Genomic DNA, 24,463 nt, shown 5'->3' on the forward strand with positions numbered 1-24,463 from the left:
AAACCCATGACAACGCTCTCACCACAAAAGCGCAAGTGCTCGCGCATGATCAAACATTGACGCAGACCGGGGAGGGCATGCTGAAGTCGCCGGTCTGCGTCAACGTGCCGGCCGTTTCGTCTACCGCAAACGTCACGACGTTGTTCGACTTCTGGTTGGCGACGAACAGCAGGCGTCCGGTCGGGTCGAACGCGGCATGCCGCGGCCAGTTCCCTCCACAGCTCGGCGTACCGACCAGCTCGAGGCCGGCCTCGTTGGTGCGGAAGATGGAGACGCTGTTGTGACCGCGGTTGGTCACGTAGACGAAGCTGCCGTCGGCAGAGATCACCACCTCACCCGGGTAGTTCTCCCCCGCACCGGTCGGGATCGAGTCGAGCACCGTGAGTACGCCGTTGTCGTAGCCGCAGATCGTCACGGTGCTGTCGAGCTCGTCGGCGACGTAGGCGTACTTGCCCGACGGATGGAATACCAGATGCCGCGGCCCGGCGCCGGTCTTGACCTTCACCTGATGCTGCAGCGTGAGCCGCCCGGCAGCGAGCGTGTAGGTGTAGATCGAGTCGGTGCCCAGGTCAACGGCCAGCACGTACTCACCGACTTGCACCACCTGGTGCGCGTGCGGTTCCGGCCCGTCGTGCCGGACCAGGTCAGTTTGTTGCTCAAGGCTCCCATCTGCTGCGATCGGATGGACCGCGATGTCGCCGGATCCGTAGTTCGCACTGAGCAGGTAGTCACCGACCTTGGCCAGGTGACACGGTCCGGATCCGTTGTTGGGTTGGCGATTCAGGACCTTCGGTGTGGCGGAGATGTCGATCGCCGTCACCGCGCCGGGGTTCTGCTCGTTCACGGCGTACAGGAAGTTGCCTTCCCGGATGACGAACGACGGGTTCGGTATACCGTCGATCGTCCCGGTCTTGGTGATCTTGCCTTCGGCGTCGTACGTCGCGATGCCGACGCCGGCGCCGTACGTGCCGAGATACAGCGTGCCTCCGGCCTCGCGGCTTGCTCTCCGACCGATCGCTTCCCCGTGGGACAGGCGTTCGCCGCCTGGCGCCTCCCAAGTTGCGGCCTGGTGGATCGGGACGAGGGCAGCGGTGAAGCCGAGGAATCCCCGGCGGCTGAGGTTCACGCCGCCACCGGAACGCTGACCCACGACGGATCGCCCGCCGGCGAACTGAACGTCACCGTCGACCCGATCACACTCCGCCCGAGGTACCGCGGATCGACCGTGTCCACCACGAGCACGAGATGATGCCCCGCCGGCACCTCCCAGCTCGTCGCCTCCAACCGGACGTCGAGTGGAACGGCCTTGCCCGGCGTCGCCCCGCGCAACGTGTACGGCTTGTGCGAGATCAAGGAGCCGACGCCGAGCGCGTCGACGTCGTACAGGTAGGCGAACAGCGACGTACTCGCCGCCGACGGCTTCACGGTGAGATGCACCTTCGGCGACCCGTTGACCACGGCCGCACGATCGAACGCCGGAGCGGACCACACACCCGCGAACGTCCTGTCCACCAGCGGCGTCGCAACCCCGGTAGGAATCGACAACAGCCCTTGCAGAGCACCCGATACGAGCGCGACCCCACTGTCGGCAACGGTTGGTACGCCGGCCCCGATCGCCCGGCTCCACCCGGTCGACTCGTTCCCCTGCAGAGCACCGGCCTTTGTCAGGTACGACGTACGCTCCTGGCCGACCGCTGCCCAGTTGGCGTACCCACGCCACACGCCACGCTGCGACTTCAGCTGCACCGGCGCTTCCGTGTCGGCGCCGTTGTCCGCGCCGGTGAGGTAATGCCGCAACCAGCCGGCCAACTCGTCCCACGTCTCATTTGGTAGACCAACCGCCCCGCTCGCCTCCGGCGTGGCGTGATCACCATGCGCCAGCAGCAGCCGCTTCGGGCCGGTCAGCGCGGTGAAGAAGTCCGTGTACTGCGACGGCGGGAAGATGGAGTCCTCGAACGCGTTCGCGAGGAACACCGCCGGTTTCCGCGCATTGATCTGGTCTACCATCGTCGCCGCCGAGCGAACCGGCGACAGCTGCTTCGCCTCCGCGATCGCACCGTCGAAGTCACCGGTGACGAACTTCGTCTGCAACGACGCCATCTCCGGCCCCGGCCGGCCGGTGACGTTGCCCAGGGCAAGCAGACCGGCGACGGCCTGGAGCGCGACCGTGTCGTTCGGATCCAGCGAGCTGATCAGATCCGCCCAACCGCTCATCGCGCCGACCGCCTTGATCCGCGGGTCCTTCACCGCGGCGAGCAGCGACGTACCGGCGCCATACGAGATCCCCACCGCGGCAACCCGGCCGGTGTCCGCGGGCGTGTGCACGTCGGCCCAGTCGATCACCTTGCTGACATCGGCGACGGTCGGCGGACCGGCGATGTCGATGCCGCCGCCGGTGTCCCAGAAGCCGCGGCTCGAGTACGAGATCACCTGGAACCCGGCCGTGGCCAGCTTCGCGCCCTGACCGACGTACTCGACGTTCGGCACACCCCAACTCGACGGCATCACCACGAGTGGGAAGGGCCCATCGCCCTGCCCGGTCGGCGTGAGTACGACGGCGCCGATCTCGATCCCGTCGGCGCCGGGGATGCGCTGGTACGACGTACTGAATCCGGCCGCGGTTTGGCTCGCGTCCGCGCGCGGACCGATCGCGATCAGGGTCGTGGCGATCAGGGTCAGGGTTACTGCTAGGGCGGCAGCAAACTTGCGCACTGGAGGACCTCCGGCAACTGGAATTACCGGAGGGTAACCAGAAAGGTGCCGCTATGTCACTACTTCGGCACGGTGAGTGCCGGATCGACTCCGGTTGCCTCGACCGACCACGCCCACAGACGCTTCGCCAGCTCGGGGTCCTGCGCGGTGCGGGTCGGCAGCACGACCTTCGGCGTACCGCGGTACTCGAAGAAGCTCGGGCCGACGAACGATCCAGGACGGAGATCCGGGTATGTCGCGGCGTACAGACTCGGCCAGGCGCCGGCCGCCGCGGACTGTGCGACCGCGCGCGTCGCGGCGCCCCACAAGCGCGCCTGGAGGGCACGCCCGGCGAGCTCAGGACCGGCTGCCTGCAGGTGGGTCGACGCGTACCCGGGATGCGCGCCCACACTCAACAGACCGGCCCCGGCTGCGCGGGCGCGACGGTCGAGCTCCAGCATGAAGAGCAGGTTGGCGAGCTTCGACTTCCCGTACGACTCCCACTTCCGGTAGCTGCCCGCCGGCCGGCGCAGGTCGTCCTCGCTGATGCCGCGCACGGTCTTGTGCATGAACGAGCTCACCGTGACCACCCGGCTGCCCTTGACCAACAGCGGAAACAGCCGGCCGGTCAACGCGAAGTGACCCAGATGGTTGGTGCCGAGTTGCAGCTCGAACCCGTCAAGCGTCTGCCGGTACGGCGGTGCCATCACGCCGGCGTTGTTGATCAGCAGATCCAGCCTGTCGTACGACTTGACGACCTCCTCGGCCGCCCGCTGGACACTCGCCAGATCGGCCAGGTCCAGCTCGAGAACCGTCGGCGCGCGTCCGGCCTTCTGCGTCAGCGTTTCTGCCGCCTGCGCAGCCTTCTCCGGATTCCGCGCCGCGACCAGCACGTCCGCGCCGTGTCTGAGCAGTTCGAACGCGGTCTCGTACCCGAGTCCACTGGTGGCACCCGTCACGAGCGCCAGTCGTCCGGTCAGGTCGGGAACATCCGCCGTACTCCAGGTCATGGGGCCTCCCAGCCTGGACTGAGGAGCGCAGGGAGCGAAGCGACCGGAGCGACGAGGGAAGGCCGGGAGGCACAGCCCCATGACCCGCCGCTCCGGAGGAGTGGCATCAATACAGTCATGTGCCCACAGTAGTCGTGGGCGCACGACCTGGTGTTGTTACGGGAGGATCTTGCGGTCCTGGAAGGCCTTCGTGACCTGGGCGGCCGTCGGCTTTCCGTAGAGCAGCCGGGCAGCCTGGACGGTGTCCTGGGCCGCGGCGGCGAACGACGTGTCGGGGTCGTAGAAGAACGTCGACTCGAGGACCAGCTTGTTCGCCTTCGTCCGGCCGAGCGCCTGGTGGATGTCCCACAGCGCGTTCGACCAGATCTCGCCGTCGTCGTGCACCTCACCGGTCTTGTCGTCGACCGTCTTGCCGGTGTCCGTCCGTCGCAGGCAGTGCGGCTCGTCGCTCGTGTACGACGTGGCGTCCCAGTCCATCACGCACGGCAGGTCGAAGCCCTTGCTGACCGGCACCGACATGGTGACGGCCCAGTAATCGCCGAAGCCCTCGCCGATCGCGCCGGCCTCCTCCGACTCGCCGAAGTCCGGTACGACGTCGTCCTGGATCGCGTGCCCGTACTCGTGCCAGATCACCTCGGCGTCCTCGGCGTCGTCGACACCGCCTTCACCGGTGGTGATCATGTCGGTCGACGGGTCGTACCACGAGTTGTCGTCGGGGACGGTATCGACCGAGAAGTCCTGCGACTCGTTGTTGACGTCGGTGAACCCGAGCTGGTGGATGTACTCCTGCGTCTGGTTGATCTGGTAGTAGACCATCACCTGCTCGAACTTGTTGTTCGCGCGCTGGTAGACGAAGGTGTTGGTCTTGCTCTGGGCCAGGCCGCCCTTCGCCTCGGCGATGTTGACGTAGGGGCCGTTGAGCTTGCCGGAGCCGTCCAGGTTGCGCAGGATGACGTTCTTCTGCGCCAGGAACAACGCGTCCTGGTTCTTGTCGTTCTGGTCGGTCAGCTTCTCGTTCTGCTCACTGACCACCGGGTTCGGGTCGAACACCGAACCGCGGCCGTCGACGTTGTCGCTGATCACTTTCGACTCAACGACCGTGCCGCTGTCCGCGTCGACGAGCGAGCGGCTGACGCCCTCGGCCGAGCGGCTGGTGACGTTCCAGACCAGGCGCGCGTTCGGTCCACCAATCACGGCGAGCTGCGCGGCGCCGCTGGTCGCGGCCGGCTGCGGCACGAGGTTCTTGTTCGGCTCGGCGCTCCGGGCACGGTTCGCGCGCGCCGTCACCGCGGCGTTGGCGGTCTGCGTGGCGGACGCCGGCGTGAGCGCCGCGCTGACGTCCAGGTTCGCCGGTACGGCGTCCCGGCCGTCCGCGATCTGCACCGCGCCGTCCTTGGCCACATGCTTGGCGTAGTACCCGTCGATCACCGGCAGGCCCTTGAAGGTCTGCTGGTACCAATAGTGCTTGCCGAGCAGCGACGTCTTGGTCTTGATCAGCTTCAGCCCGTTCGGATTGGCCGTCGCTGCTTCCGGCGCGGCCCCCGCGGCGCTGGTGAACGACAACCCGAGCGAGACAGTGGCCAGTCCTGCGGTGACGGCCACGAGCGCCTTACGGCGTTTCCTCATCCGTTTCCCTCCCACGTCCAGGTTGCGTAACGCAACCACTACGGTCCGTCGAACCCTAGTTCCGCGCAGTACCCGCTGGGAAGCAGATCGTCACCGGATTCGCGCCGTGCAAGGGAAAACCCTGCAGCGTGGCTCAGCCGCCGACGAGGATCCGGATCGCGGCCGATCCGGCGGCACGTGCGGACTACGTCGAGCGCGTTGCGGCCTTCGCGCGATCCCGCGCGCGGAAATAGCGGACCGAACCTGACCGCTTCTCTGACTACCGTTGGATCCGCCGATCGGAGAGGATCCCGCCATGACCAAGCTGAGCCTGCAGGCCCTGAACCGCGCCACCCTGGACCGCCAGTGGCTCCTCGAACGCCACGACGCGACCGCCCTGGACGCGATCGAACACCTCGTCGGCATGCAGGCCCAATCCCCGCAAGCGCCGTACGTCGGCCTCTGGACCCGGCTCACGAACTTCGATCCCGCCGACCTCTCCACCCTCCTGGAAACCCGCCAGACCGTCCGCGGATCGATGATGCGAGCAACCATCCACCTGGTCTCCAGCCGCGACTTCCTCGCCTTCCGCCCGCTCATCCAGCCCCGCCTGGAACGCGAGGTCTACCAGAACCAGACCTACGGCCGGCACCGCCTCGAAGGCCTCGACATGGACGCCGTCCTCGCCGAAGGCATCGCCCGCATGACCGAAAGCCCCGCCACCGCCGCCCAACTCCGCGACCACCTCGCCCCGCTCTACCCCGACCGAGACCCCGCCGCCCTGGCCCACGCCGTCCGCTGCCTCCTCCCCACCATCCAAACCCCACCCCGAGGCCTCTGGAACAAGCCAGGCCAACCCACCCTCACCACCGCCAACCTGTGGCTCCCCAACACCCCCACCCCAGGCCGCAACTCAGCCGCCCCCGCGTCCACCTCAGCCGCGGCCGCCACCTCCGCCGACGACTCGATCGCCTCCGCCGCCGACGCGACTCCGACCGTCGAGGCGATGATCCTCCGCTACCTCGCCGCCTACGGCCCCGCCTCAGTAGCCGACGCCCAAACCTGGTCCGGCCTCACCCGCCTGTCCGAAGTCTTCGACCGCCTCGACCTCCGCACCTACACCGACGCCACCACCAACCGAACCCTGTACGACCTCCCCCACCAACCCCTCCCCCACGAAGACACCGAAGCCCCCACCCGCTTCCTCCCCGAATACGACAACCTCCTCCTATCCCACGCCGACCGAACCCGCTTCCTGGACACCCCGACCCGCCAGCGCCTGACCCTCCACGAAGTCCTCACCAAAGGCTCAGTCCTCCACGACGGCCACCCCAAAGCCCTCTGGAAACTAACCAAAAACACCAAAACCCAAGCCATCCTCGAAATCTCCCCCTTCACCCCCCTGACCCCCCAAGCCTGGACCTCCATAGAAGCCGAAGCCCAAACCCTCCTAACCTTCACCAACCCAACCGCCACCCCCGAGATCAAACGCATCAACGCCTGAACAACAACCCACCCAAGCGCCGAACTGTCACCTGCCACACCCGCTAACACCAAGACCCCGCCACAACAGACCGCCAACGGAGCCACGAGCGCCCAAATCTCAGCCGTAAACTGCCAGGTCCAGTCGTCGGCGGAGGTGTGCTAACACCGGTGATGCCGATGAGACCGCGGCGCATCATGGGATCCAGCTCCGTGCGCCGCGGTCTCCCACACTGCATCGTGCGGCGCTGCTTGACCTGATGCGAGCGACGTTGAGTGTGGTCAGAACCGTTGCAGATACAGCTCGAGCGCCCGGATTCGCTCGGCTACCACGGGCTGGCCACTCAGCCAGTCGGGCTGCGTGAGTCCGATCTTTCGGGTGGCCTGCTGGTGCTGGGCTTGCCAGCCATAAAGAACCTCCAGGAGTTTCCGACCGAGCCCGAGGTCCACGACGGCCTGGTCCGCCATTCGCTCGTTCCATTTGCCCAGTCCAGCGAAGATCGCGGGGAGCAGCAAAGGCGAGAGGTACAGGAGTGGGATCGTCCATCCGTCGTAGAAGACGAGCACGAACAGAAATAGTCCAATGTACGCAAGGATCAAGAAGCCAACGATCGTGCAGCCCACGGCGGGGATAGTTCGGCTCAGGCGGAGCAGCCTCCTGACCCCAGCACCCACGAGGCGAGCCGGCGCCGAGTACCAATGCAGCAAGCGTCCGATCCAACTGTTTCCATGCAAATGGGTTGCGTAGTCGAAGGCCAGCACCGCCTCCAAGTGACCTGGCGGCAACCCGTTCACAGCCCAACTTGTTACAGCCACCGTCCGACCGCCCGCGACACCCGCTGTCGGCACCTCGCCCATCTGAATCCACATGCTGAACGGGCGCGGGTCGATGCCGGCCCGATGGCCGACCCCAAACCAGCTCGGCGCCAGTCGCTGGCTCTCGACGAGCGTTGGCCGCCGTAGGCCGAACAGGTAACGGGCCAACAGATCGTCGGCCCCGGGCCAGAGGACGAGGAGGCCCGACAGTGTCCAAAGCGCGAGCACGACCCAACTGCCGTTCTCGAGACCGAGGAACTGTGAGAGCCAGAAGATAATCAGGTAGCCAAGCAGCACACGGCTGATCGTATTGACCATCTGAGCAAGCAGAAGGCCAACTCCGCCGGGTTGCACAGGAGGACCGCCGCCTGCGTTGGGCCGCGGTTCGGGCAACGGCGGTTGGGAGCCGGGAGGACCTCCGGGCGTGCCGGGTCGCGGTGCGGTCCGGCCGGCATCGTCCGGACGCTCGCCCTCGCGCTCATCCCCAGTCATCAGCTTCCCAGGACACTAGTAGAGAGACACATGAACATGGTCGTAGTGTCCGCCCGTCGCATCGGTCGGATCGTACACACCCCCGCCGTTGTAAGGCTTCCACTGCCCCGTTCGGGCGCTCCAGATCTTGCCATACCAGATGACGTACCGGACGCCGGTCTTCGCCGCCGTCTGTATCGTCCAATTCGCAATGCTGTCGCCCTTGGCGCGCATCGGAGCCGAGCGTCGAGCATCGCCACCGACGAACACGTCACAGGCCCTGCCCTTCGGATGATCGCTCGTGGGATTCCAAGCATGCGCATCCCAGCAACTCATGGGCGGACTGGACAGAGCTGCACGGGCCTGCGCGACCCAGGCCGCGGTGCGCTGTGTCACCATGCCACCGGTACCGGTGGGATCAGACACGGTGGCTTCCTGAGGCGGCCAGACTCCATTGATGGGCTTGCCATCTATCAACCCGCCGCCATCGTCGCACTGGTCCAGCGTCAGCGGCACTCCCGTGGTTCCGGCCGGCTTCGGTCCCGCGCGACCAGCGTACGGATCGCCTGATCTGTCGAGGTTGATTCCGGCCTCAGCGGCGATGTCTCGGGCCCGTTGCTCCTGCTTCGCGTAGGCATCGGGGAATGCTGACACCTGTACAGCCTGCGCAGCTTCGGTGTACGTCATCGCAGGCCAGCCATTGATGTCGACCAGCCCCGGAGGGGTCGGCGGCCTGGAGCCACCAAAGAACGCCTCTGTTGCATAGACCGGATCCATGATCTGCTCGACCGTCCCCCAACCAGCCGACGGTCGTTGCTGAAACAGGCCAACGGAATCTCGGTCGCCATAGGCAATGTTGTCGAGTTGCGACTCCTGCAGCGCGGTCATCAGTGCAACCAGTGTCGCCTGTCCGGGGAGACCGCGTGTAACAGCGACGCTGTCGATGATCTTCGCGAATGCCACCTGACGTACCCGGGCAGTTGAATCCGGGACCGGCTCGCCGCCCCGACCGGCGTCTCCAGCGGGACAGCTTGCAAGGTTTGTCTCGCCGCCGACTCCAAATGGCATGAGCATCACGAATCCAAGCAGGGCGACCAATCCGGCCACGCCGGCAACCTTCACCCCGAGTGCCTGCCCCGCACGTATGGCCATGAACATCACTCGTCACCTCACGCTCATGGACCGGTGCCGCCGTCGATATCACTGACTACCCAAGCGTTGCCGTCGAAGGCCAAGGTGAGTAGGAGGGGAAGTACGATCCGCTGCGGCTGCTTTCCGGTGACGTCGATCGTCACTGTCACCAATCGGGTGATGCGACTTGGGGTGTCCACGGGCGCGCTGTCCGCCTTTGGTGGCTTGACGTCGATGCTGCTTACCCGTGACATTCCCTGACTGGTTTTCAACGCGTCATAGGTGGAGTCTCCGGCACGTCGCAGGCTGTCGCTGACGTCACTGGTCGTAAACCTCGAAGCCTTGGTGACAAGAGCGTCATACGACTCAGCAGCAGGATTCCGGGTGTAGAACATCTGGGCCCAGCTTCGCGCCGAGCTGTCCGCCGCAGCGGTAGCAGCAGGCGATGGACGCTCCGTCAGCGGCGGCGGCGCGATCACAGTGGGGGTTCCGGCGGTTCCGGCGCTGGTCGTCGACGCTTGCGTCTCGCCGGCGGCGGGTGCCGCCGGCGCAGACGGGGTCAGAAGTCCCACTCCTCCGCTCTTCGGCTCGTCACGACCTAGCAGGCTCGGCAGTCCGCCACCAAAACCGAGGACGATGATGGCGAGCAGGAGCACAACGACGACGATGGCGAGCGGACTCGTTGGCTCGGCCTGGCGCTGCCGACGCATCCACGCCATGCGTTGGGCATAGTCGTCTCGACGCCATGACTTCTTCGCACGGCGCCGACTGCGGCGATCCAGGTCATCCAGCTCGTCGGGATAGTTGTAGTCACCCCGGACAACGTCACGCCAACTCTCCGGCTCCTGCGGACGGGATGATGAGACTTCCTGATGGTTGTCGCTACGACGGTCGCGGCTTGTCATCCCGTGTCACCGGGGTGTGGTCGAGGTGAGCCTGGCGCCGTCCTTGGTTGCCATCGTGTAGTCCCGGTAGCGACGCGACGCGGGGGTTGTAGGTACTCGTCTGGCGTCTCGACGCATTCTTGGCGGCCCGTCCCTCAGACTCGCTGAGTGCACTCGGGAGCGAGACTCGTACGGCGTGACGAGTGGCCGATCCGGACGGCGCTCACGAACGTGCCTGCCACGCTTCGACTCGCTGCTCGAACCGCGTACGGCAGATGCCGATCCAGAAGAAGGTTGTTGCACCGAAGCAACGACAACGCCTCTGCCGGACGCTCGACCTGCAAGTCGGTCCTTCTTCTTATCCGATGCAACCTGAAGGGTCGCGGGCGTGGCTCCGTCGGCGGACTTGCGTCCCGAAGCTCCATGCACGTCACTGCGTCCGTTCGCGGCAGCTCTCGCGCTCCCCTCGGGACCACTCGCGAGTGCGCGCTGCAATGGAGTTGCGCCTAATGCATGCGCAGGCGAACGCCGAGCGCCAGCGCTCTCGCCGACCGCCCCGAGGGCAGGTGCCTGCCGAAAGATCCTGACCGCCGATACCCGCTGCGCCGGGGATTGCCTATCCCGTTCTCTGGTCGTTGCGCGGTCACCGATAGTGGGGCTAGCGGCTCGGCTTCCAAGCGCACCCATCACCCGCCGAACCGCACCCATCGCACCGCGGCGCGCCAGCCCGCCCATCATCAGGCTGCCCATGCCGGGCCTCATCATGGTGCTCATGCTCTCGAAGAGTCTGCGTAGGCGGAATCCCGCGACCAGAACAGCGATAGCCAGGCCACTGACAGGGAGCCATCCCAACGTGTCTGTCAGTCCAAAGACCGCTGTAACGAGTGCGAGTGTGGTCGAGAACACGAGGAGGGCAAGGACCGACTGCAACACGAGCCCCAGAAGGGCTTCAAACCAGTTCATAGCCCACTGGCGCGGTCTCCCGGGGATCGCCCAGAGACATGCAAAGAGGACACCGACCACCAGAAGCATCATGCACCCGACGAACGCCATCAGCGCTGTGAGAGCCAACGCGATAGTCAAGAACGCGAACAGAGATGCGGCAATAGCGCCGAGCGTCAACACGCCGATTCGACCGAAAGGGTTCTTACCCTTCGCCCACTTAACGGTCGCTGCGTCGCCGCCGCCCTCCGCCTTGCTGATTTCATTGTCGATGTAGCTGTTCCGTGCGTCGCCGTCTGTTCCCTTGTCGAGGATCGCCTTGCCGTACCTCTGGCAGGCGGCGATCGAGCCGAATTCGGCGACGCACCAAGGGGTGGCCGCGAACGCACGCCATGTAGCATCGCCGGATTTGCGCAGCAAGGTGTCCTTCTTGGCACCGGCGAAGCTCGGCTGGGGCCACGCGATCGGTGTACTCATACTCCCGCCGAGCGCATCGGTCGACGTGGAGACAACGGCATCTGCACCGACCTGGCGGGCACCATCGACTCCCGACAGCCAGGTTTTCGGTGCCATCGCGAAACTGGTGGCGACTACGCCGGCAACAAGAACCCAGACCAGTTGGCCCATCGCGCTACCGCTCGCCCGCCGCTGGGCGTATGCCGCGATCGCACCAAGCGCCAGAGCCGACGGCAACAGCCATCCGACCAGCTCCATGTTGACGTTGCCGATCGCAGCCGATGCTGTGTCTGTCAACGACTTGATGTCGGTGAACGAGAACAACCACCATCCGACCGCGATCGCGCCTCGAGTTATCGCGACGATGAACATCATCGTCATGTGCGCATAACCGTTGAACACGCCCTGCATCGGATCCCTGAGGCTGGTCTCGAAATCCAGCCCATACACCATCGGGCTGTACTCCTCGAACAGGGTCTTGGTGTCGCCGTGGGTCAAGTCCGGAGCCGGCAGGAGATCGCCGAAGCCCGCAGGGTTGGTGGGGCCTTGGTTGGGGTCGGCGGCTAGGGCGACCTGTGAGGTGACGATCAGGGAGATGGCTAGGACGGTGAGCGCCGTTCGGGTGCGGCGCTGCCATCTCATGCGACGTGCTCCTTGCCGCCGGCGGACTTGGTGGGTTGGTCGGAGCCGTTGGGGGTGGGGTCGGTGGTGTCGTAGGCGGGGTACATCGCCTCGTTGTAGGCGGCCTCGTCTGCCTCCTGGTCGTAGACCTCGTCGGGGCCGATCGGTGATTCGTAGCGGAGCGCATGGTGGTGGTGCTCTTCGCTGGAGGGCGTTGGTGGGTGGCCGTTCTGCTGGGCGACGGCGGAGGTTGCCTGTGCAGCAGGGGCCGGTGAGGGCTCGGGGGTCGCGTTGGGCGGCGGGCTCGGCTGGGCCGGGTCGCCTTGCGGTACCCCGTTGCCAGCCGCGAGCCGCTGCTGCTCGGCAGCAGGAGTCGCGGGTTGGGGTGCGTACGAGTCCGGCCCGGGGGGCGCCGCGGCCGGCGCAGGCTGCGGGCGCTCGGGCGCCGCGGCCTGAAACGGTACTGAGGCGGCCTCAGCCGGGGCAGCCTGGGCCGGTGCCTGAGGTTGAGCCAGCGGCTGAGCCGGAGCGGATCCATTGGATTGAGCCGGAGCAGATCCATTGGGCTGAGCCGGAGCAGATCCATTGGATTGAGCCGGAGCAGATCCATTGGATTGAGCCGGAGCAGATCCATTGGATTGAGCCGGAGCAGATCCATTGGATTGAGCCGGAGCAGATCCATTGGATTGAGCCGGAGCAGATCCATTGGATTGAGCCGGAGCAGATCCATTGGATTGAGCCGGAGCAGATCCATTGGATTGAGCCGGAGCAGATCCGTTGGGTTGAGCCGGGGCGGGTGCCTGGGGTTGGGCCTGCATCTGGGTTTGGGGAGGTAGCGCCTGGCCGCGGAGCTCGTCCTGGACGCGCGGACCGGCAGCCTGGTGGTCGGGGCCGGCCTGTGCGAGCGCTGGTTCGAAGGCCGATTCCTCGTCATCGGCGAAGGGGTCTTCTGGGACAGCGATGGCCTGGACCGGAGCGCTGGAAGTCGTTGCGTGTTCGGATTCGGGAGTGGTTCGGAGCAGGGCTGCTACCTGTTGGCTGGGGATGTCGATCTGGACTGTGGCTACCTCGTCCCAGCGGTCGCGCATGATGCAGTGGCCGTGGCGGATGGACTTGCCGTTGGCGGCGGTGTTGATGCCGCGGACCAGGGTTTGGTACGGCGCGGTTTGCGGGCGGCCCAGGAGTTCGAGCAGGGAGTCGACCTGTTCGCGGGAGCGGAGGCTGAAGGCGAACAGGGTGGTGATCTGCTCGACGAGGCCGGGGAGCTTCAGGATCGAGGCCGGGTCCTGCGTGTCCAGGACGAGGGAGGCGCCCAGGGCACGGCCGACACGGGCGATGTAGTCCAGGAAGGAGGCGCCGTCGGGGGTCTTCGTCAGCAGGTGGACCTCAGGGACGATGACGACCTTGGAGCGGCCGCGGAACTCGCGGCGGCCCGTCGTACGGACCATCCAGGCCAGGCAGCCGCGGAGGCAGGCCATGCCGACGCGTTCGATCGGGGACCAGGACTCGGGGGCCGACTCGGGCGACGGCAGGGTCAGGCCGGGCATCTGGACGACCCAGAGGCCAGGGTTCGTGGTCAGGGAGGAGAGGCCGGACGGCGGGCCGGCGACGACGGAGCCGAGACCTGTCTCGACCAGGTCTCGCAGCGCGAAGCCGACGGTCCGCACCGTCTCCGAGTCGGAGGCGCAGAGCCGCTGGATGACACCCCACGACGACGGATCGGGCGACTGGATCTCGGCGCGGGTGGCAGCCATGACCGGCGCCTCGGCCGCACCACGCAGGTGCGGCGGCAGCAACAGCATCAGCTGCGAGGGAGCCTGCAGCAGTGCGTCGTCAACGGGCAGCACCCGCAGCAGGTCGGCAGCGCCGGAGAACTGCGCCGTGATCTCAATGAGAGCAGTGGGTACGCCGTACTCCGCGGCGACTGCGGACACGCCGGCAGCGTCGCCCTTCAGGTCCAGCAGCGGCACCCACGCACCGGCGAACGCGGAGTCCAGACCGCCCAGCATCGCGGCAGTCGTCTTCCCTCGACCGGACCGGCCCAGGAACAGCGTCGTGGTCGCATCGCCAAGAGCGGAACCAGCTGCGGCGTCGAAACGCACCAGACCGGGTGTGGAGCCGGTCAGGTACCCGATAGCCGGACCAGTAGCGTCACCGATCGACGCGCCGCCCCAAAACCAGGACCCGAAGAACGCGGTCGACTCACGCACGTGGCCGAGGTCCGGCACGCGGAGCTGGTCGCCCGGCAAGGACTCCAGCCACAGGTCGCGCTGCTCGTCCGCGCCGGCGGCAACGGTGATGCCGCGGTCCGCGTAGTGCGCGATCACCGCGTCGACGTACGCCTCGAGGTCCTCGCGGGTGTCCGCGCTGACCAGCAACCGGGGGTGGTCCTCGACCAGTGTCAGACCGCTGCGGTTGATGTCGCGCTTGACCTCACGCATGACGCGCTCGGTCTCGACGATCTCGTCGGCGGTCTCCTCCGCGGTGCCCTTCGCGGCCGAGCGGCGCTGCTCCTTCGCGCTCTTCCGGGTCTCGTCGACCAGGTGGCGCGCGGTCTTCTTCGTCAGGACGCGAAACCGGACCGAGGCCTCGACGGTGACGTCGATCTCGTCGCCGTCGTCGTCGATCGCCTTGATCTCCGACAGCGTCCGCAGCCACTCTCCCGCGCCCGGTGTCTCGAGCTCTTCGGGGAAGTCCGTCATCGCGAGGACAGTCGTGTACGCCGCGATCTGGCCACGCGTGTCGTAGATCCGCAGATGGTCGGTGTACGGCACTACGCGACCGGACGTCAGCCGGGCCAGCGAGGCACCGGTGATCAGACCGCGTCGCGGCGCCGCGACCGCACCGCGGTGCATCTCGCGGCTGATCAGCCAGGAGATCACCTCGGCCGGCGCGGTGTGGGCCCGCCACACGGTCGAGCCGAGCTGACGAGCGAGCTTGCGCACCCGCTCGTCCAGGTGCGCAAGCTCGCGCGCGCTCACCCGCCACGACGTCGTACCGAGTGCGTCGCTGATCGAGCCGCGGACCTGCGCGGTTGCCCGCGGGTCGCGGTCGGACAGGTGTACGCCGAGCGCGACGTACCGCTCCGGCATCCGCATCTCGTCGATCCGGTCGGCCCGGGTCTGCGCCCACGCCTCGTGGTCGCCGAGCCGGTAGTGGCCGGCCATCGAGTCGATGTAGTCCTGACCGGTCGAGCGGCCCCACACCACCTTGAGGTGGCTGAGCCGGTCGCCGAGGATCGTCGCGGCGGCGCTGACCGCGGCGTCCAGGGCCGCGTCCTGCTCGGCCTCGGTGGCCAGGTCGGTGTTCGCCACCGAGATCAAGAACCACGCCTCGGCACTGCGCTCGGTCACCAGCAGACCGTCGGCGATGGCCACCAGACGCGGTGGTGGCAGGCCGCGCTCGCGACCGACCCCCACCAGGTTCAGGAGCTTGTCAGCGATCTTCATTCAGGCCTCTTCCTGACGATGTCCTGCGACTCACCCGTTGCACATGATCCGAGCCCAGCAGACGGGCCCGTTGGCTGACGTTGATGTCCGCGCCCGCGCGGACCATCGGGTCGACCTCCACCACGACCTCGCGTTCCCACTCCGGCGTGACCCGGGCCTTGGCCAGGTCGGCCACCTTCCGGGTCGAGATGCGCTCCCGCCAGGGCAGGTACTCCGATTTGTCGGCGGCGCGCGCGCCCAGGCCGATGATCGGGCGGTGCGCCCGCAACGCGTACCGGACGGCGAGCGCCCACTCGGTCACCCGCCGGCGACGTTCGTGGAACTTGCCGGCCCGCCAGCCGAACGCTGTGATCACGAACGGCGGCACGACGTACAGGCTGACCGTGGGTTTCTTCGGTACGCCGATGAACGGGAACAGCAACGCGATCCAGAGCAGGACGATCACAGCTCCGAAGATGATCATCCGGCGCCGGGCGCCTTCCCCGAGGTCGATCCCGAGCAGGTCGTACTGCCGGGTCTCGATCTCGAAGTGGTGGGTCAGGGTACGGCCGACTCGCATCAATTACCTCCGGACAGCAATCCCCAAAAGCCCTTGAGCACGTTGATGGTCTGGTTGTTGGCGTAGATCAGCCCGCCGACCAGCACCCCGGCCGCGATGTGGCCGAACAGCTCGCCCCACTCGCGCTTGAAGTAGTGGCCGATGGCACGCAACACGAGGATCGCGATGAAGATGTTCCCCGCGATGACCAGGACCCAGTCCTTGAAGTCCGCGCCCGTCGGCACATTGGGGTCGGCCATGGGCACGGCAAGCTGAAGCACGCTCGCAGCCAGTTCGTGAGTCGTCATTGCGGTGTCTCCCTTGTTGCCTCGGTCATCCGATGGCCAGTAGCTGGATTCATCCGACGGCAGCCACTTGCCATCGCTGTGCTCCGTCCGTGGCGACAGTACGCCTCAGCGTGAGCGTGTAGGTCTGGCTCAGCGTGGTGTCACCCACGCCGTCCCAGGTGACGGCCGCGGTCGCCCGCCGCTCGTCGTCGTTGCCGGTGTACACCTGCCAGTCCTTGAGTTCACTGAACTTCACCGCACCGTTCAGGCTGCGGATGGTCGAACCGGGCGCGGTCACCGCGGACACCTTCTTGTCGGACTCGGCGTACGCCGCGAAGAAGGCCTCCGCATCCGTCTCGGTCGCCGCAGTCAGGTCGTCATCGGGCTTGCCGGCCTCCGGCATGTTGCTCGGCAGCGGCGCCCGCTCGTCCGGTACGAACGTCGGCGGTCCGCTGACCACCACCCGCGACGCTGTCCGCGCAACCGGGACCGAGATGCGCTGCCAGGCGATCGGGCCGGCGGCCCAGCTGCTGCCCTGCTTGGTGAACGTGTACACGCGGACCCGGACGTCCACGACGGCCGTGATGCCGTTGGAGTCGGCCGTGACCTCCCCCGGGTACGCGACGTCGGCGGTCTGCTTGCCGCGACCGTTCCAGCCGGCGCTGCTGTCCAGGCCCGCGGCGAGGTCCAGACCGATCTGCACCGGACGTGCGTTGGGATTGCTCTCGTCCCAGGTCAGGTACGACATGGCGTACCGCGTCGCGACCGCGCTCGCCTCCGCGGACGGGAAGCTGCTCTGACCGCTGACAACCGTCTCCGGTGTCTTGTTCGGCGCGATCCACGAGCGGATGCCGCTGATTGCAGCCAGCAGCAGTACGACGACCACGAGGCCACGGAAGAACCGCCGGGCCCATGTGGAGAAAGAGGACTCCGGTTCGGTCGACCACGGCGTCTGCCCGGGCTCCAGCACCTCGCGGACCGGGCCTGGCGCCGCGTGCGCGCCGTGGGGCGAACGCTGTTTCAAGCGTTCGGGTGTGCGATGTCCCGGGTCCTTCTGCTGTTCCTCCGGAGGACGCGCTCCCGGACGACGGGGTGGCGCCATCACGCCTCCGGGCGGTGGCGCCGGATTCTGCGGAGGCTGGCCCTGCGGAGCGGCGTACTGCGCGGCTACGCCCTGCGCCTGGCGAGGGGTAGGTGACACCGGCCCGCCGGGGTGGGCCCACCACTCCGGCGCGGTGCTCTGCGGGCGTCCTTTGCCCGCCTTTTTCCGCCGCTGCTGGTCCGACCAGTGCTCACCTTTTGGCGGCAGATTCAGCAACGTTCGCCACCAACTCATCCCTACCCGCCCCTCAGACAGCAGTTACGCGGACAGTAGCCGGGAGAATACGGCAAGCGACCGCACTCCGGGAGACCTGAGCCCAGGATCCGGATGGTCCATCGCTCCCCGCTGCCATACTGTTACCCCACTCGCGGGCAGTGTCACCCTCGCCGTCACTGTTACCGGCCAAGCGTGACACCTTCGGTACCGTCGTCATAGCTCCTCTCTCATGCCCGCTCAGGTCGGGCGGGCAGCGCAAACCATGCCACACGCCGCGGACAGATTCGAAGATCCGTGCGAACAACATGGTAAGAGAACGCACCAACTGATCACTCATAGTAACCGATCGGCCGATCGGCCTGTGGAAAACTCTCCCGTGGCGAGGGGTCAAAATCGCCTGTGGACAACCGCTTGCCGAGAGCGGTTCCGGGCATAAGGTCGGAGTGATCCCTGCTACCCCTGGAGGACCAGGATGGAAACTCGCCGACTGGGCAGACTCGGCCACCAGAGCTCGGTGCTGATCTACGGCGCCGCATCGCTCGGCGGCGTCGACCAGGACCGCGCCGACGCGTCGATCCAGGAAGCTCTCGACGCCGGTCTCAACCACTTCGACGTGGCCGCCGACTACGGCGACGCCGAACTCCGCCTCGGACCCCGGATGCCGGAGATCCGGGACCGTATCTTCCTCGCCACCAAGACCGGCCGCCGGACGTTCGAGGAGGCGTGGAGCGAGATCAACCGGTCGCTGGAGCGGTTGCAGACCGACCACGTCGACCTGATCCAGATGCACGCCGTGTGCGACCTGGAGAACCTCGATCTCGTGACCGGCAAGGGCGGTTCGCTGGAGGCCGCGATCCGGGCCAAGGACGAGGGCATGGTCCGCGCGATCGGCATCACCGGCCACACCGCGCAGGCGCCGTCGGTGCACACCGAGGGGCTGCGCAGGTTCGACTTCGACAGCGTGCTGACGCCGCTGAACTACAAGCTGTCCACGGATCCGCAGTACGCCGATGACTACGCAGCCCTGGTCGAGGCCGTGAAGGCGTCGGATGCCGCGCTGATGACGATCAAGATGATCGCCCGGCGGAACTGGCAGGAAGGCGAGCAGAAGTCGTACGACACGTGGTACCGGCCGTTCGACGAGCAGCGCTACATCACCGCCGCGACCGCCTGGCTGCTGAACGGGCATCCCGAGATCACCGGTCTCGCTACCGCGGGTGAGACCCGGCTGCTGCAACAAATGATCGTTGCAGAGCGCGAGCGCGCCGACCTCACCCCGGAGGCCGCCGCCTCGATCCTCGGCGAGGTCCAGGACTACGCATCACCCTTCGTGGACATGCCCATCTGACAACGTGGCCCAGGTCACATACGAGACTCCGCATTCCGGTCAGGTCGTACGGCGTACGAGATCGGCCGGCGTACCTGCCCGGGGTGCGGGAACAACTCGGCTGCCGATCGGTGTTGACTAATGCGTACTCATCTACTTTCGGAGGTCGTAGTGGCAACGGTCGAGCTGACCCAGGACAACTTCAACGACGTGGTCGGTAGCGACGGTCTCGTGCTGGTTGATTTCTGGGCCGAGTGGTGTGGCCCGTGCAAGATGTTCGGGCCGGTGTTCGAGAAGTCGTCCGAGCAGCACGGTGACATCACCTTCGGCAAGGTCGACACCGAGGCACAGGGCGAGCTCGCGCAGGCCTTCCAGATCCGGTCCATCCCGACCCTGATGGCGGTCCGCGACGGCGTCGTCCTCTACTCCCAGGCCGGCGCGCTCCCGGCCGCGAGCCTGGAAGACCTGATCGGCCAGCTGCGCGCGGTCGACATGGAAGAGGTCAAGGCCCAGATCGCCGCCCACGAAGCCGAACACGGCACCGAGCCGCACACGCACTGAATCAAGTATTTGACGGAATCCAGGGGCTCTCGCGGAGTCCCTGGATTTCTCTTGCTACCGCACGTCTGGCGGTTCCATTCTCGATCTGAGGGTTCGAGCTGATGGCGTCGAGGAGCTCGGTCCGTTCGGCCTGCGACAGCTGACCCCAGCCGTCGCGGATCACCTTGAGCGCGTGGAACTGCTCGTTGCCCGTGAGCGACTTGTTGACGGCTTCGAGGAGTACCCCGCTGTCGATGAGCGAGGGGTCGCCTTCCATCAGGCCCAGCGCGAGTACGCGGACGATGGGCGAGCCGCGCTTGAACAGGTCTTTGACTTCGCCTTTGTCGAACTTCTGCACGGCGGAGGCATTCGACACCCGCTGGACGATCCGATCGAGGATCGCCCCACGCAGCGCCTTGAGGTCTGAGCCACGTAGCTCGGTGTAGACCGTCGCATAGGCGTCGAGTTCTCTCTCCATGCCCATCCGCCGCAGGGTGTTCGCCGTTCCACGGGCGGTGGCGGCGATCTCGCGGACCAGATGTACTTCGAAGGGCCCGAGCTTCAGGCTTCCGAGCCAGTCGACGATCGATGGCATGACGAGAAGTAGGAGGCCGGCGGCGAGGACTGTGACCAGCTGGCCTTCGCCGACGTCGGTGAACAGCCCGACAAGGCCGCCGACCAGCAACCCGCCTCCGATCACCAGGCAGAGGATGCGGGACGACAGGTCCACGACCGGCCTGGCCTTCACCGTCCAGGCGGGTGCATCGATGGGCAGGGCGGGCGCTGGGGATCCGTTCACGTCGGACATCGGGCACGGCCTCCGTACGTCGCTGGTGATTCCGCTGATCGTGCCTTTCCTGTCAGTGGTCGGCAACAGGCTGGGCGGTTAGACGCGGGTCGGTGGTGCGGCGCATCAGGTGGGAGGTGCCGACTTCGGTGGTGAAGCCCCAGCGGTGGTAGAAGGGGATCAGGGCGGGTTGGCAGACGAGTTCGAGGCTGCGGACGTCGGTCAGTGCGGGGTGGTCGACGACGGCGTCCAGTAGTACGGCGCCTACGCCGGAGCCGCGGTGGGATTCGGCAACGATGACGTCGAGGATGAGGGCGACGTACGCGTAGTCGGTCAGGACTCGGGCGAAGCCGACCAGTTGGTCCGTCGGGTCGTGGGTGACGGCGATGACCAGGTCCGAGTGGTCGAGCAGATGGTGGACGTCCGCGGGAGTGCGGTCGGTCATCCACCACGCCGTACGCATGAGGTCGGTGAGCTCTGGGATGCGGTGCGCGGGCACCGTGGACTCAGTCGTGAGCATGCACTCGGCAGTCTCAGAAGTCGCGGGAGCTGAGGACGCAGAATTCGTTGCCTTCTGGGTCGGCCAGGACTGTCCAGTTGGTCCCATCGGGTTGGCCGACGTTTACGCGTTGGGCGCCGAGAGCTTCGAGACGGGCAATCTCGGCGTCGCGGTCCTGGCTCGTGTGTGGCGCGAAGTCGAGGTGCAGGCGGTTCTTCAGGGTCTTGTCCTCCGACACCGGGACGAACACCATGCCGGGGCCGATCTGCTCCCACGGGACGTCATGGATGCGGTCCGGCTCGACCCAGCCGGGCACGTTCACGCATTCGTCGTCGGTCTCGATGATCGTCTTCCAGCCGAACGCCTCGGCCCACCAGGCCGCCTGCTTGCGGACGTCGTGGCAGTCGATCACGACGGTGTACCAGCGAAGCACCATGACGTGCCCTCCCAGGAGTCTGAAGATCACCGTCGCACAGCCCACCGACAGAAAAGAGCGGGCCCTGGGCAGGAGAAAGACGCCAGGGCCCGCTCTCAGGGCTGACCGGAGCGGCGACAGGGTGGCCTGAGGAGGTGCGGGCAGGTGAGGTGCTGCCCGGGGAGGGTCACCGAAGGGGCTGCTCGAAGAGACGGTCAGCGGGATGGAGGGACCACGTCGTTGGGGTCCCTCCAAGCCGGAAGAGTCGTCAGCGCAGTGGGTTGAAGGGACGCAGTTCCGCCGGCGCACGGCCGGTGGTGATGGTCTCGGCCAGCAGCTGTCCGGTGATCGGGCCGAGCGTGATGCCCCACATGCCGTGCCCGCCGGCGGCGAACACCCGCGGAGACGCGGTCGCGCCGATGATCGGCAGACCGTCCGGGGTGCAGGGCCGCGGCCCGACCCACTCGAAGGTCCGCGCGTCCAGGTCGGCGTCCCGCAGAAGCGGTCGGGCGGCCTCGACGATCGCGTCGATCCGGCGCGGGTCGAGCTTCGCCTCGGGCTTGCGGAACTCCATCATCCCGGCGACCCGCAGCCGGTCGCCCAGCGGCGTGCAGGCGATCCGCTGCGCCGGGAAGTACACCGGGCCGGCCGGTACGTGCGCCATCGGCACGCTGAAGCTGTACCCGCGACCGGCCTGTACGACGGTCTTCACGCCGAACTGCCGCGCCAGGTCACCCAGCCACGCACCGGTCGCCATCACGACCGCGTCGAACGGATCGGTCTCGCCGTCGCCGGTGACGAGCCGGACGCCGCGGATCTCGTCGACGATGTCCTTCACAACCACGCCACTGATGATCTGGCCGCCGCGAGCGATCACCGAATCGGCGAGCAGCCGGACGTACTCGCCCGGGTTGATGAACCGCTGCCCGTGCAGCCGGATCGCCGCGCCGATCTCGTCGGACAGCGACGGCTCGATCGCGCGGGCGTCGTCACCGCTGATCGCCTCGAACTCGATGCCCTGACCGGCGGCGTGGATCTGCTCGATCTCCTCGAGCAGCACCTTGCGCTCCTCGACGGTCCGGTAGGCGGCCAGGAACGACTTGGCCTCGTAGGTCTGCGCCTCGACCCCGGCCTTGGCCAGGAAGTCGAACGCGGGCAGGGCCTGCCGGTTGATCGGGACCAGCGCGTCCATGGCGGTCTTCCAGCGTCCGGCGGTGCTGTTGCGAGCGAAGCGGGTGAGGAACTTGAGGAGCCGCGGGCTCGCGGTCGGTGGAACGTACACCGGTGAGGCAGGGCTCAGCACCGCACGGACGCCGTACTTGAGGACCGCTGGTTCCGGGAGCGGAGTGGCCAGGCCGGGGGTCAGCCAGCCGGCGTTGCCCCAGGACGCGCCGGCGGCGACGCCCTCACGGTCGAGCACGGTCACCTCGACACCGGCTTCCTGGAGGAACCAGGCGGTGGCCAGGCCGACCATGCCCGCGCCGACGACGGCGACGCGGTCGGGAACGATGTGGTTGCTACCAGCGGAACCAGTAGTGGTCATGTATCGATGGTGAGGCCGCCATCAGCGGCTGTCATGGTGCGATCACACCATTGCGGGGACGAATGACTGTGCTCATCGCACAATAACCCGCACAATGGCCTCATGATCTCCTCGTCCGATCTGATCGTCGCCGTCGGTCCGGCGCTGTTCGAGGTCGTGGTACCCGGTAAGGGCGACCGCGAGGTCCGGGACGTCTTCCTGGCCGACCCGCAGGAACCTGCGACGGGTCAGCCGGGCGACCTGGTGCTCGGACTCGGTCTACGCGACGCAGAGGACGCCGTCGAGCTGGTGGAGCGCTGTGCGGCCGGCAATGCCTCAGGGGTGGTTCTCCGTACGGCGCTAGCGCACAAGCCGACCGTGGTGGCCGCAGCGGAGCGAGAGGCCATGACCCTCGTCGCACTGCAGCCGAGCGTGACGTGGGCCCACGTGGTCTGGCTCCTCCGCGGTGTACTCGACCGAGCGGCCGCACCGGACTCCCCCGCCGCTGGCGACGCCGGCGTGCACCAGGAGCTGTTCGCACTGGCAGACGCCGCCGCTGCGATCGTCGACGCACCCGTGACGATCGAGGACAACCAGTCCAGGGTCCTGGCGTACTCCTCCGGCCAGGACTTCACCGACCCGACACGTGTGTCGACCATCGTCGGACGCCGGGTGCCGCCCGAGGTGATCGCACACTTCCGGGCCCGTGGCATCTTCCGACGGCTGGCGCGATCCAGCGAGCCGTTCCTGGTACCTGACGGACCGAACGGCATCCGTCCGCGTCTCGTCGTACCGGTCCGCGCCGGTGGTGAGTGGCTGGGGTCCATCTGGGCCGTTGTCGACGGTCCGGTGAGTAATGCGGTCACTGCGGAGCTCAGCAACGCCGCCTCCGTTCTCGCCTTGCACCTGTTGCGGCTGCGGGCTCAGGCCGACGTAGCGCGGCGGAGTGCGATCGACCGGCTGCGGACGATCCTGCGGCAGTTCTCCCCGGACAACCCGGTCGACGTACGGCTCCCGCGGCAGCCGTGGCGGGTTGTGGCACTCGGGTCGCCCGACGGGTACGACGTACCGCAGCAACTCGACCTGTGGGAGTCGACCGGACGCCGGCACGGCTGGAGCGAGCCGCAGCTGGCTGACCTCGACGGCACGGTGCTGGCTGTTGTTACAGACACTGACGGACCTGGGTCATGGACCTGGCTGCAGAAACTGGTCCTCGAGCAGTCGGCTGGTACGTACGCCGCTGCCGGCGGTCCCGCGCGCGGTCCGGCCGACCTGCCGAGCTCACGCGCCGAGGCGGTCGAGCTGTTGGGACTGGTACGGCGAGGTGTCGCGCCGGGGCCGGCGCTGCGGGTCGAAGAGGCGTGGCACGTGCTGACGGTGCACCGGGCAGTCACGTCGCTTGATACCACCAAGATGGATGGTCCGCTTGCGGTGCTGCTGCGGCACGACATCGAGCACGACACGGGGTACGTGGAAACGTTGCAGGCCTGGCTGAACTTTCCGGGGCAGCCGCAGCGGGCGGCGCGGGAACTGCACCTGCACACGAACACGTTGCGGCACCGGATGAAACGGATCGGGGAGATCGCGGAGCTCGATCTATCGGATCCGCGCGAACGGTTGGCGCTGCAGCTGCAGATTGCTGCAGTACGCACCGAGCACTGAGAACCGGGCA

Annotated in this window: 20 protein-coding genes; 4 read left to right on the top strand and 16 right to left on the bottom strand. The window is 67.0% G+C overall.

Going from position 1 to position 24,463, the window contains the following annotated elements; translation table 11 throughout:
• Positions 1 to 49: 49 nt before the first annotated feature.
• The 4 genes from E0H45_RS27715 to E0H45_RS27730 all read right to left on the bottom strand — a co-directional run bounded on the left by E0H45_RS27715 (position 50) and on the right by E0H45_RS27730 (position 5,327).
• The gene (locus E0H45_RS27715) at positions 50 to 1,126 is read right to left on the bottom strand and encodes a lactonase family protein (protein WP_238155319.1); all 1,077 of its coding nucleotides are present in this window, start codon (positions 1,124 to 1,126) and stop codon (positions 50 to 52) included.
• Positions 1,123 to 2,712, bottom strand: coding sequence for a CocE/NonD family hydrolase (locus E0H45_RS27720; protein WP_131342673.1), 1,590 nt, complete (start codon positions 2,710 to 2,712; stop codon positions 1,123 to 1,125). The genes E0H45_RS27715 and E0H45_RS27720 overlap by 4 nt, the downstream gene beginning before the upstream one ends.
• A 59-nt stretch (positions 2,713 to 2,771) precedes the next feature.
• Positions 2,772 to 3,701, bottom strand: coding sequence for an oxidoreductase (locus E0H45_RS27725; protein ID WP_131342675.1), 930 nt, complete (start codon positions 3,699 to 3,701; stop codon positions 2,772 to 2,774).
• Between the two features lie 156 nt (positions 3,702 to 3,857).
• Complete coding sequence (locus E0H45_RS27730; protein WP_131342677.1) at positions 3,858 to 5,327, bottom strand: M36 family metallopeptidase; 1,470 nt, start codon at positions 5,325 to 5,327, stop codon at positions 3,858 to 3,860.
• Positions 5,328 to 5,622: 295 nt separating this feature from the next.
• On the opposite strand from E0H45_RS27730, the gene E0H45_RS27735 reads away from it, so the two are divergent.
• A complete protein-coding gene (locus E0H45_RS27735; protein ID WP_131342679.1) occupies positions 5,623 to 6,810 on the top strand; it encodes a winged helix DNA-binding domain-containing protein in 1,188 nt (395 codons plus the stop codon).
• Positions 6,811 to 7,070: 260 nt separating this feature from the next.
• Here E0H45_RS27735 and E0H45_RS27740 read toward each other — a convergent pair whose 3' ends face one another.
• The 8 genes from E0H45_RS27740 to E0H45_RS27775 all read right to left on the bottom strand — a co-directional run bounded on the left by E0H45_RS27740 (position 7,071) and on the right by E0H45_RS27775 (position 17,407).
• Positions 7,071 to 7,922, bottom strand: coding sequence for a hypothetical protein (locus E0H45_RS27740; RefSeq protein ID WP_131342681.1), 852 nt, complete (start codon positions 7,920 to 7,922; stop codon positions 7,071 to 7,073).
• 189 nt (positions 7,923 to 8,111) lie between these two features.
• On the bottom strand, positions 8,112 to 9,233 hold the full coding sequence (locus tag E0H45_RS27745; protein WP_131342683.1) for a VldE C-terminal domain-containing protein: 1,122 nt from the start codon (positions 9,231 to 9,233) through the stop codon (positions 8,112 to 8,114).
• 17 nt (positions 9,234 to 9,250) lie between these two features.
• On the bottom strand, positions 9,251 to 10,111 hold the full coding sequence (locus tag E0H45_RS27750) for a hypothetical protein (protein WP_131342685.1): 861 nt from the start codon (positions 10,109 to 10,111) through the stop codon (positions 9,251 to 9,253).
• Between the two features lie 6 nt (positions 10,112 to 10,117).
• Positions 10,118 to 12,130 carry a hypothetical protein gene (locus E0H45_RS27755; RefSeq protein WP_131342687.1) on the bottom strand — a complete coding sequence of 671 codons (2,013 nt, stop codon included), beginning with the start codon at positions 12,128 to 12,130 and terminating at the stop codon, positions 10,118 to 10,120.
• Positions 12,127 to 15,558, bottom strand: coding sequence for an ATP-binding protein (locus E0H45_RS27760; RefSeq protein WP_131342689.1), 3,432 nt, complete (start codon positions 15,556 to 15,558; stop codon positions 12,127 to 12,129). Before E0H45_RS27760 ends, E0H45_RS27755 begins: the two co-directional genes overlap by 4 nt.
• Positions 15,545 to 16,117 (bottom strand): hypothetical protein, encoded by a 573-nt coding sequence (locus E0H45_RS27765; protein WP_131342691.1) that lies wholly within the window; start codon positions 16,115 to 16,117, stop codon positions 15,545 to 15,547. Before E0H45_RS27765 ends, E0H45_RS27760 begins: the two co-directional genes overlap by 14 nt.
• Positions 16,117 to 16,404, bottom strand: a complete 288-nt coding sequence (locus E0H45_RS27770; protein ID WP_130380595.1) for a hypothetical protein — start codon at positions 16,402 to 16,404, stop codon at positions 16,117 to 16,119. Before E0H45_RS27770 ends, E0H45_RS27765 begins: the two co-directional genes overlap by 1 nt.
• Before the next feature lie 49 nt (positions 16,405 to 16,453).
• A complete protein-coding gene (locus E0H45_RS27775; protein ID WP_165546610.1) occupies positions 16,454 to 17,407 on the bottom strand; it encodes a conjugal transfer protein in 954 nt (317 codons plus the stop codon).
• Positions 17,408 to 18,173: 766 nt separating this feature from the next.
• On the opposite strand from E0H45_RS27775, the gene E0H45_RS27780 reads away from it, so the two are divergent.
• Together E0H45_RS27780 and trxA are read left to right on the top strand one after the other, a co-directional pair.
• The gene (locus tag E0H45_RS27780; protein WP_131342695.1) at positions 18,174 to 19,049 is read left to right on the top strand and encodes an aldo/keto reductase; all 876 of its coding nucleotides are present in this window, start codon (positions 18,174 to 18,176) and stop codon (positions 19,047 to 19,049) included.
• Positions 19,050 to 19,199: 150 nt separating this feature from the next.
• Positions 19,200 to 19,589 carry a thioredoxin gene (gene trxA / locus E0H45_RS27785; RefSeq protein WP_131342697.1) on the top strand — a complete coding sequence of 130 codons (390 nt, stop codon included), beginning with the start codon at positions 19,200 to 19,202 and terminating at the stop codon, positions 19,587 to 19,589.
• 1 nt (position 19,590) lies between these two features.
• On the opposite strand, the gene E0H45_RS27790 is transcribed toward trxA, so the two are convergent.
• From E0H45_RS27790 to E0H45_RS27805, 4 genes are all read right to left on the bottom strand, one after another.
• Entirely contained in the window at positions 19,591 to 20,376 is a 786-nt protein-coding gene (locus E0H45_RS27790) for a hypothetical protein (RefSeq protein WP_131342699.1), read from the bottom strand.
• Between the two features lie 52 nt (positions 20,377 to 20,428).
• The gene (locus tag E0H45_RS27795) at positions 20,429 to 20,875 is read right to left on the bottom strand and encodes a GNAT family N-acetyltransferase (RefSeq protein ID WP_165546611.1); all 447 of its coding nucleotides are present in this window, start codon (positions 20,873 to 20,875) and stop codon (positions 20,429 to 20,431) included.
• Between the two features lie 13 nt (positions 20,876 to 20,888).
• Positions 20,889 to 21,290: a VOC family protein gene (locus E0H45_RS27800; protein ID WP_131342703.1), complete on the bottom strand. Its 402-nt coding sequence runs from the start codon at positions 21,288 to 21,290 to the stop codon at positions 20,889 to 20,891.
• Positions 21,291 to 21,537: 247 nt separating this feature from the next.
• Complete coding sequence (locus tag E0H45_RS27805) at positions 21,538 to 22,812, bottom strand: NAD(P)/FAD-dependent oxidoreductase (protein ID WP_131342705.1); 1,275 nt, start codon at positions 22,810 to 22,812, stop codon at positions 21,538 to 21,540.
• Between the two features lie 102 nt (positions 22,813 to 22,914).
• On the opposite strand from E0H45_RS27805, the gene E0H45_RS27810 reads away from it, so the two are divergent.
• The gene (locus E0H45_RS27810) at positions 22,915 to 24,453 is read left to right on the top strand and encodes a PucR family transcriptional regulator (RefSeq protein ID WP_131342707.1); all 1,539 of its coding nucleotides are present in this window, start codon (positions 22,915 to 22,917) and stop codon (positions 24,451 to 24,453) included.
• The last annotated feature ends 10 nt before the right edge of the window (positions 24,454 to 24,463 follow it).

Origin of the sequence: Kribbella soli (assembly GCF_004331345.1) — a bacterium.
Classification (GTDB): Bacteria; Actinomycetota; Actinomycetes; order Propionibacteriales; family Kribbellaceae; genus Kribbella; species Kribbella soli.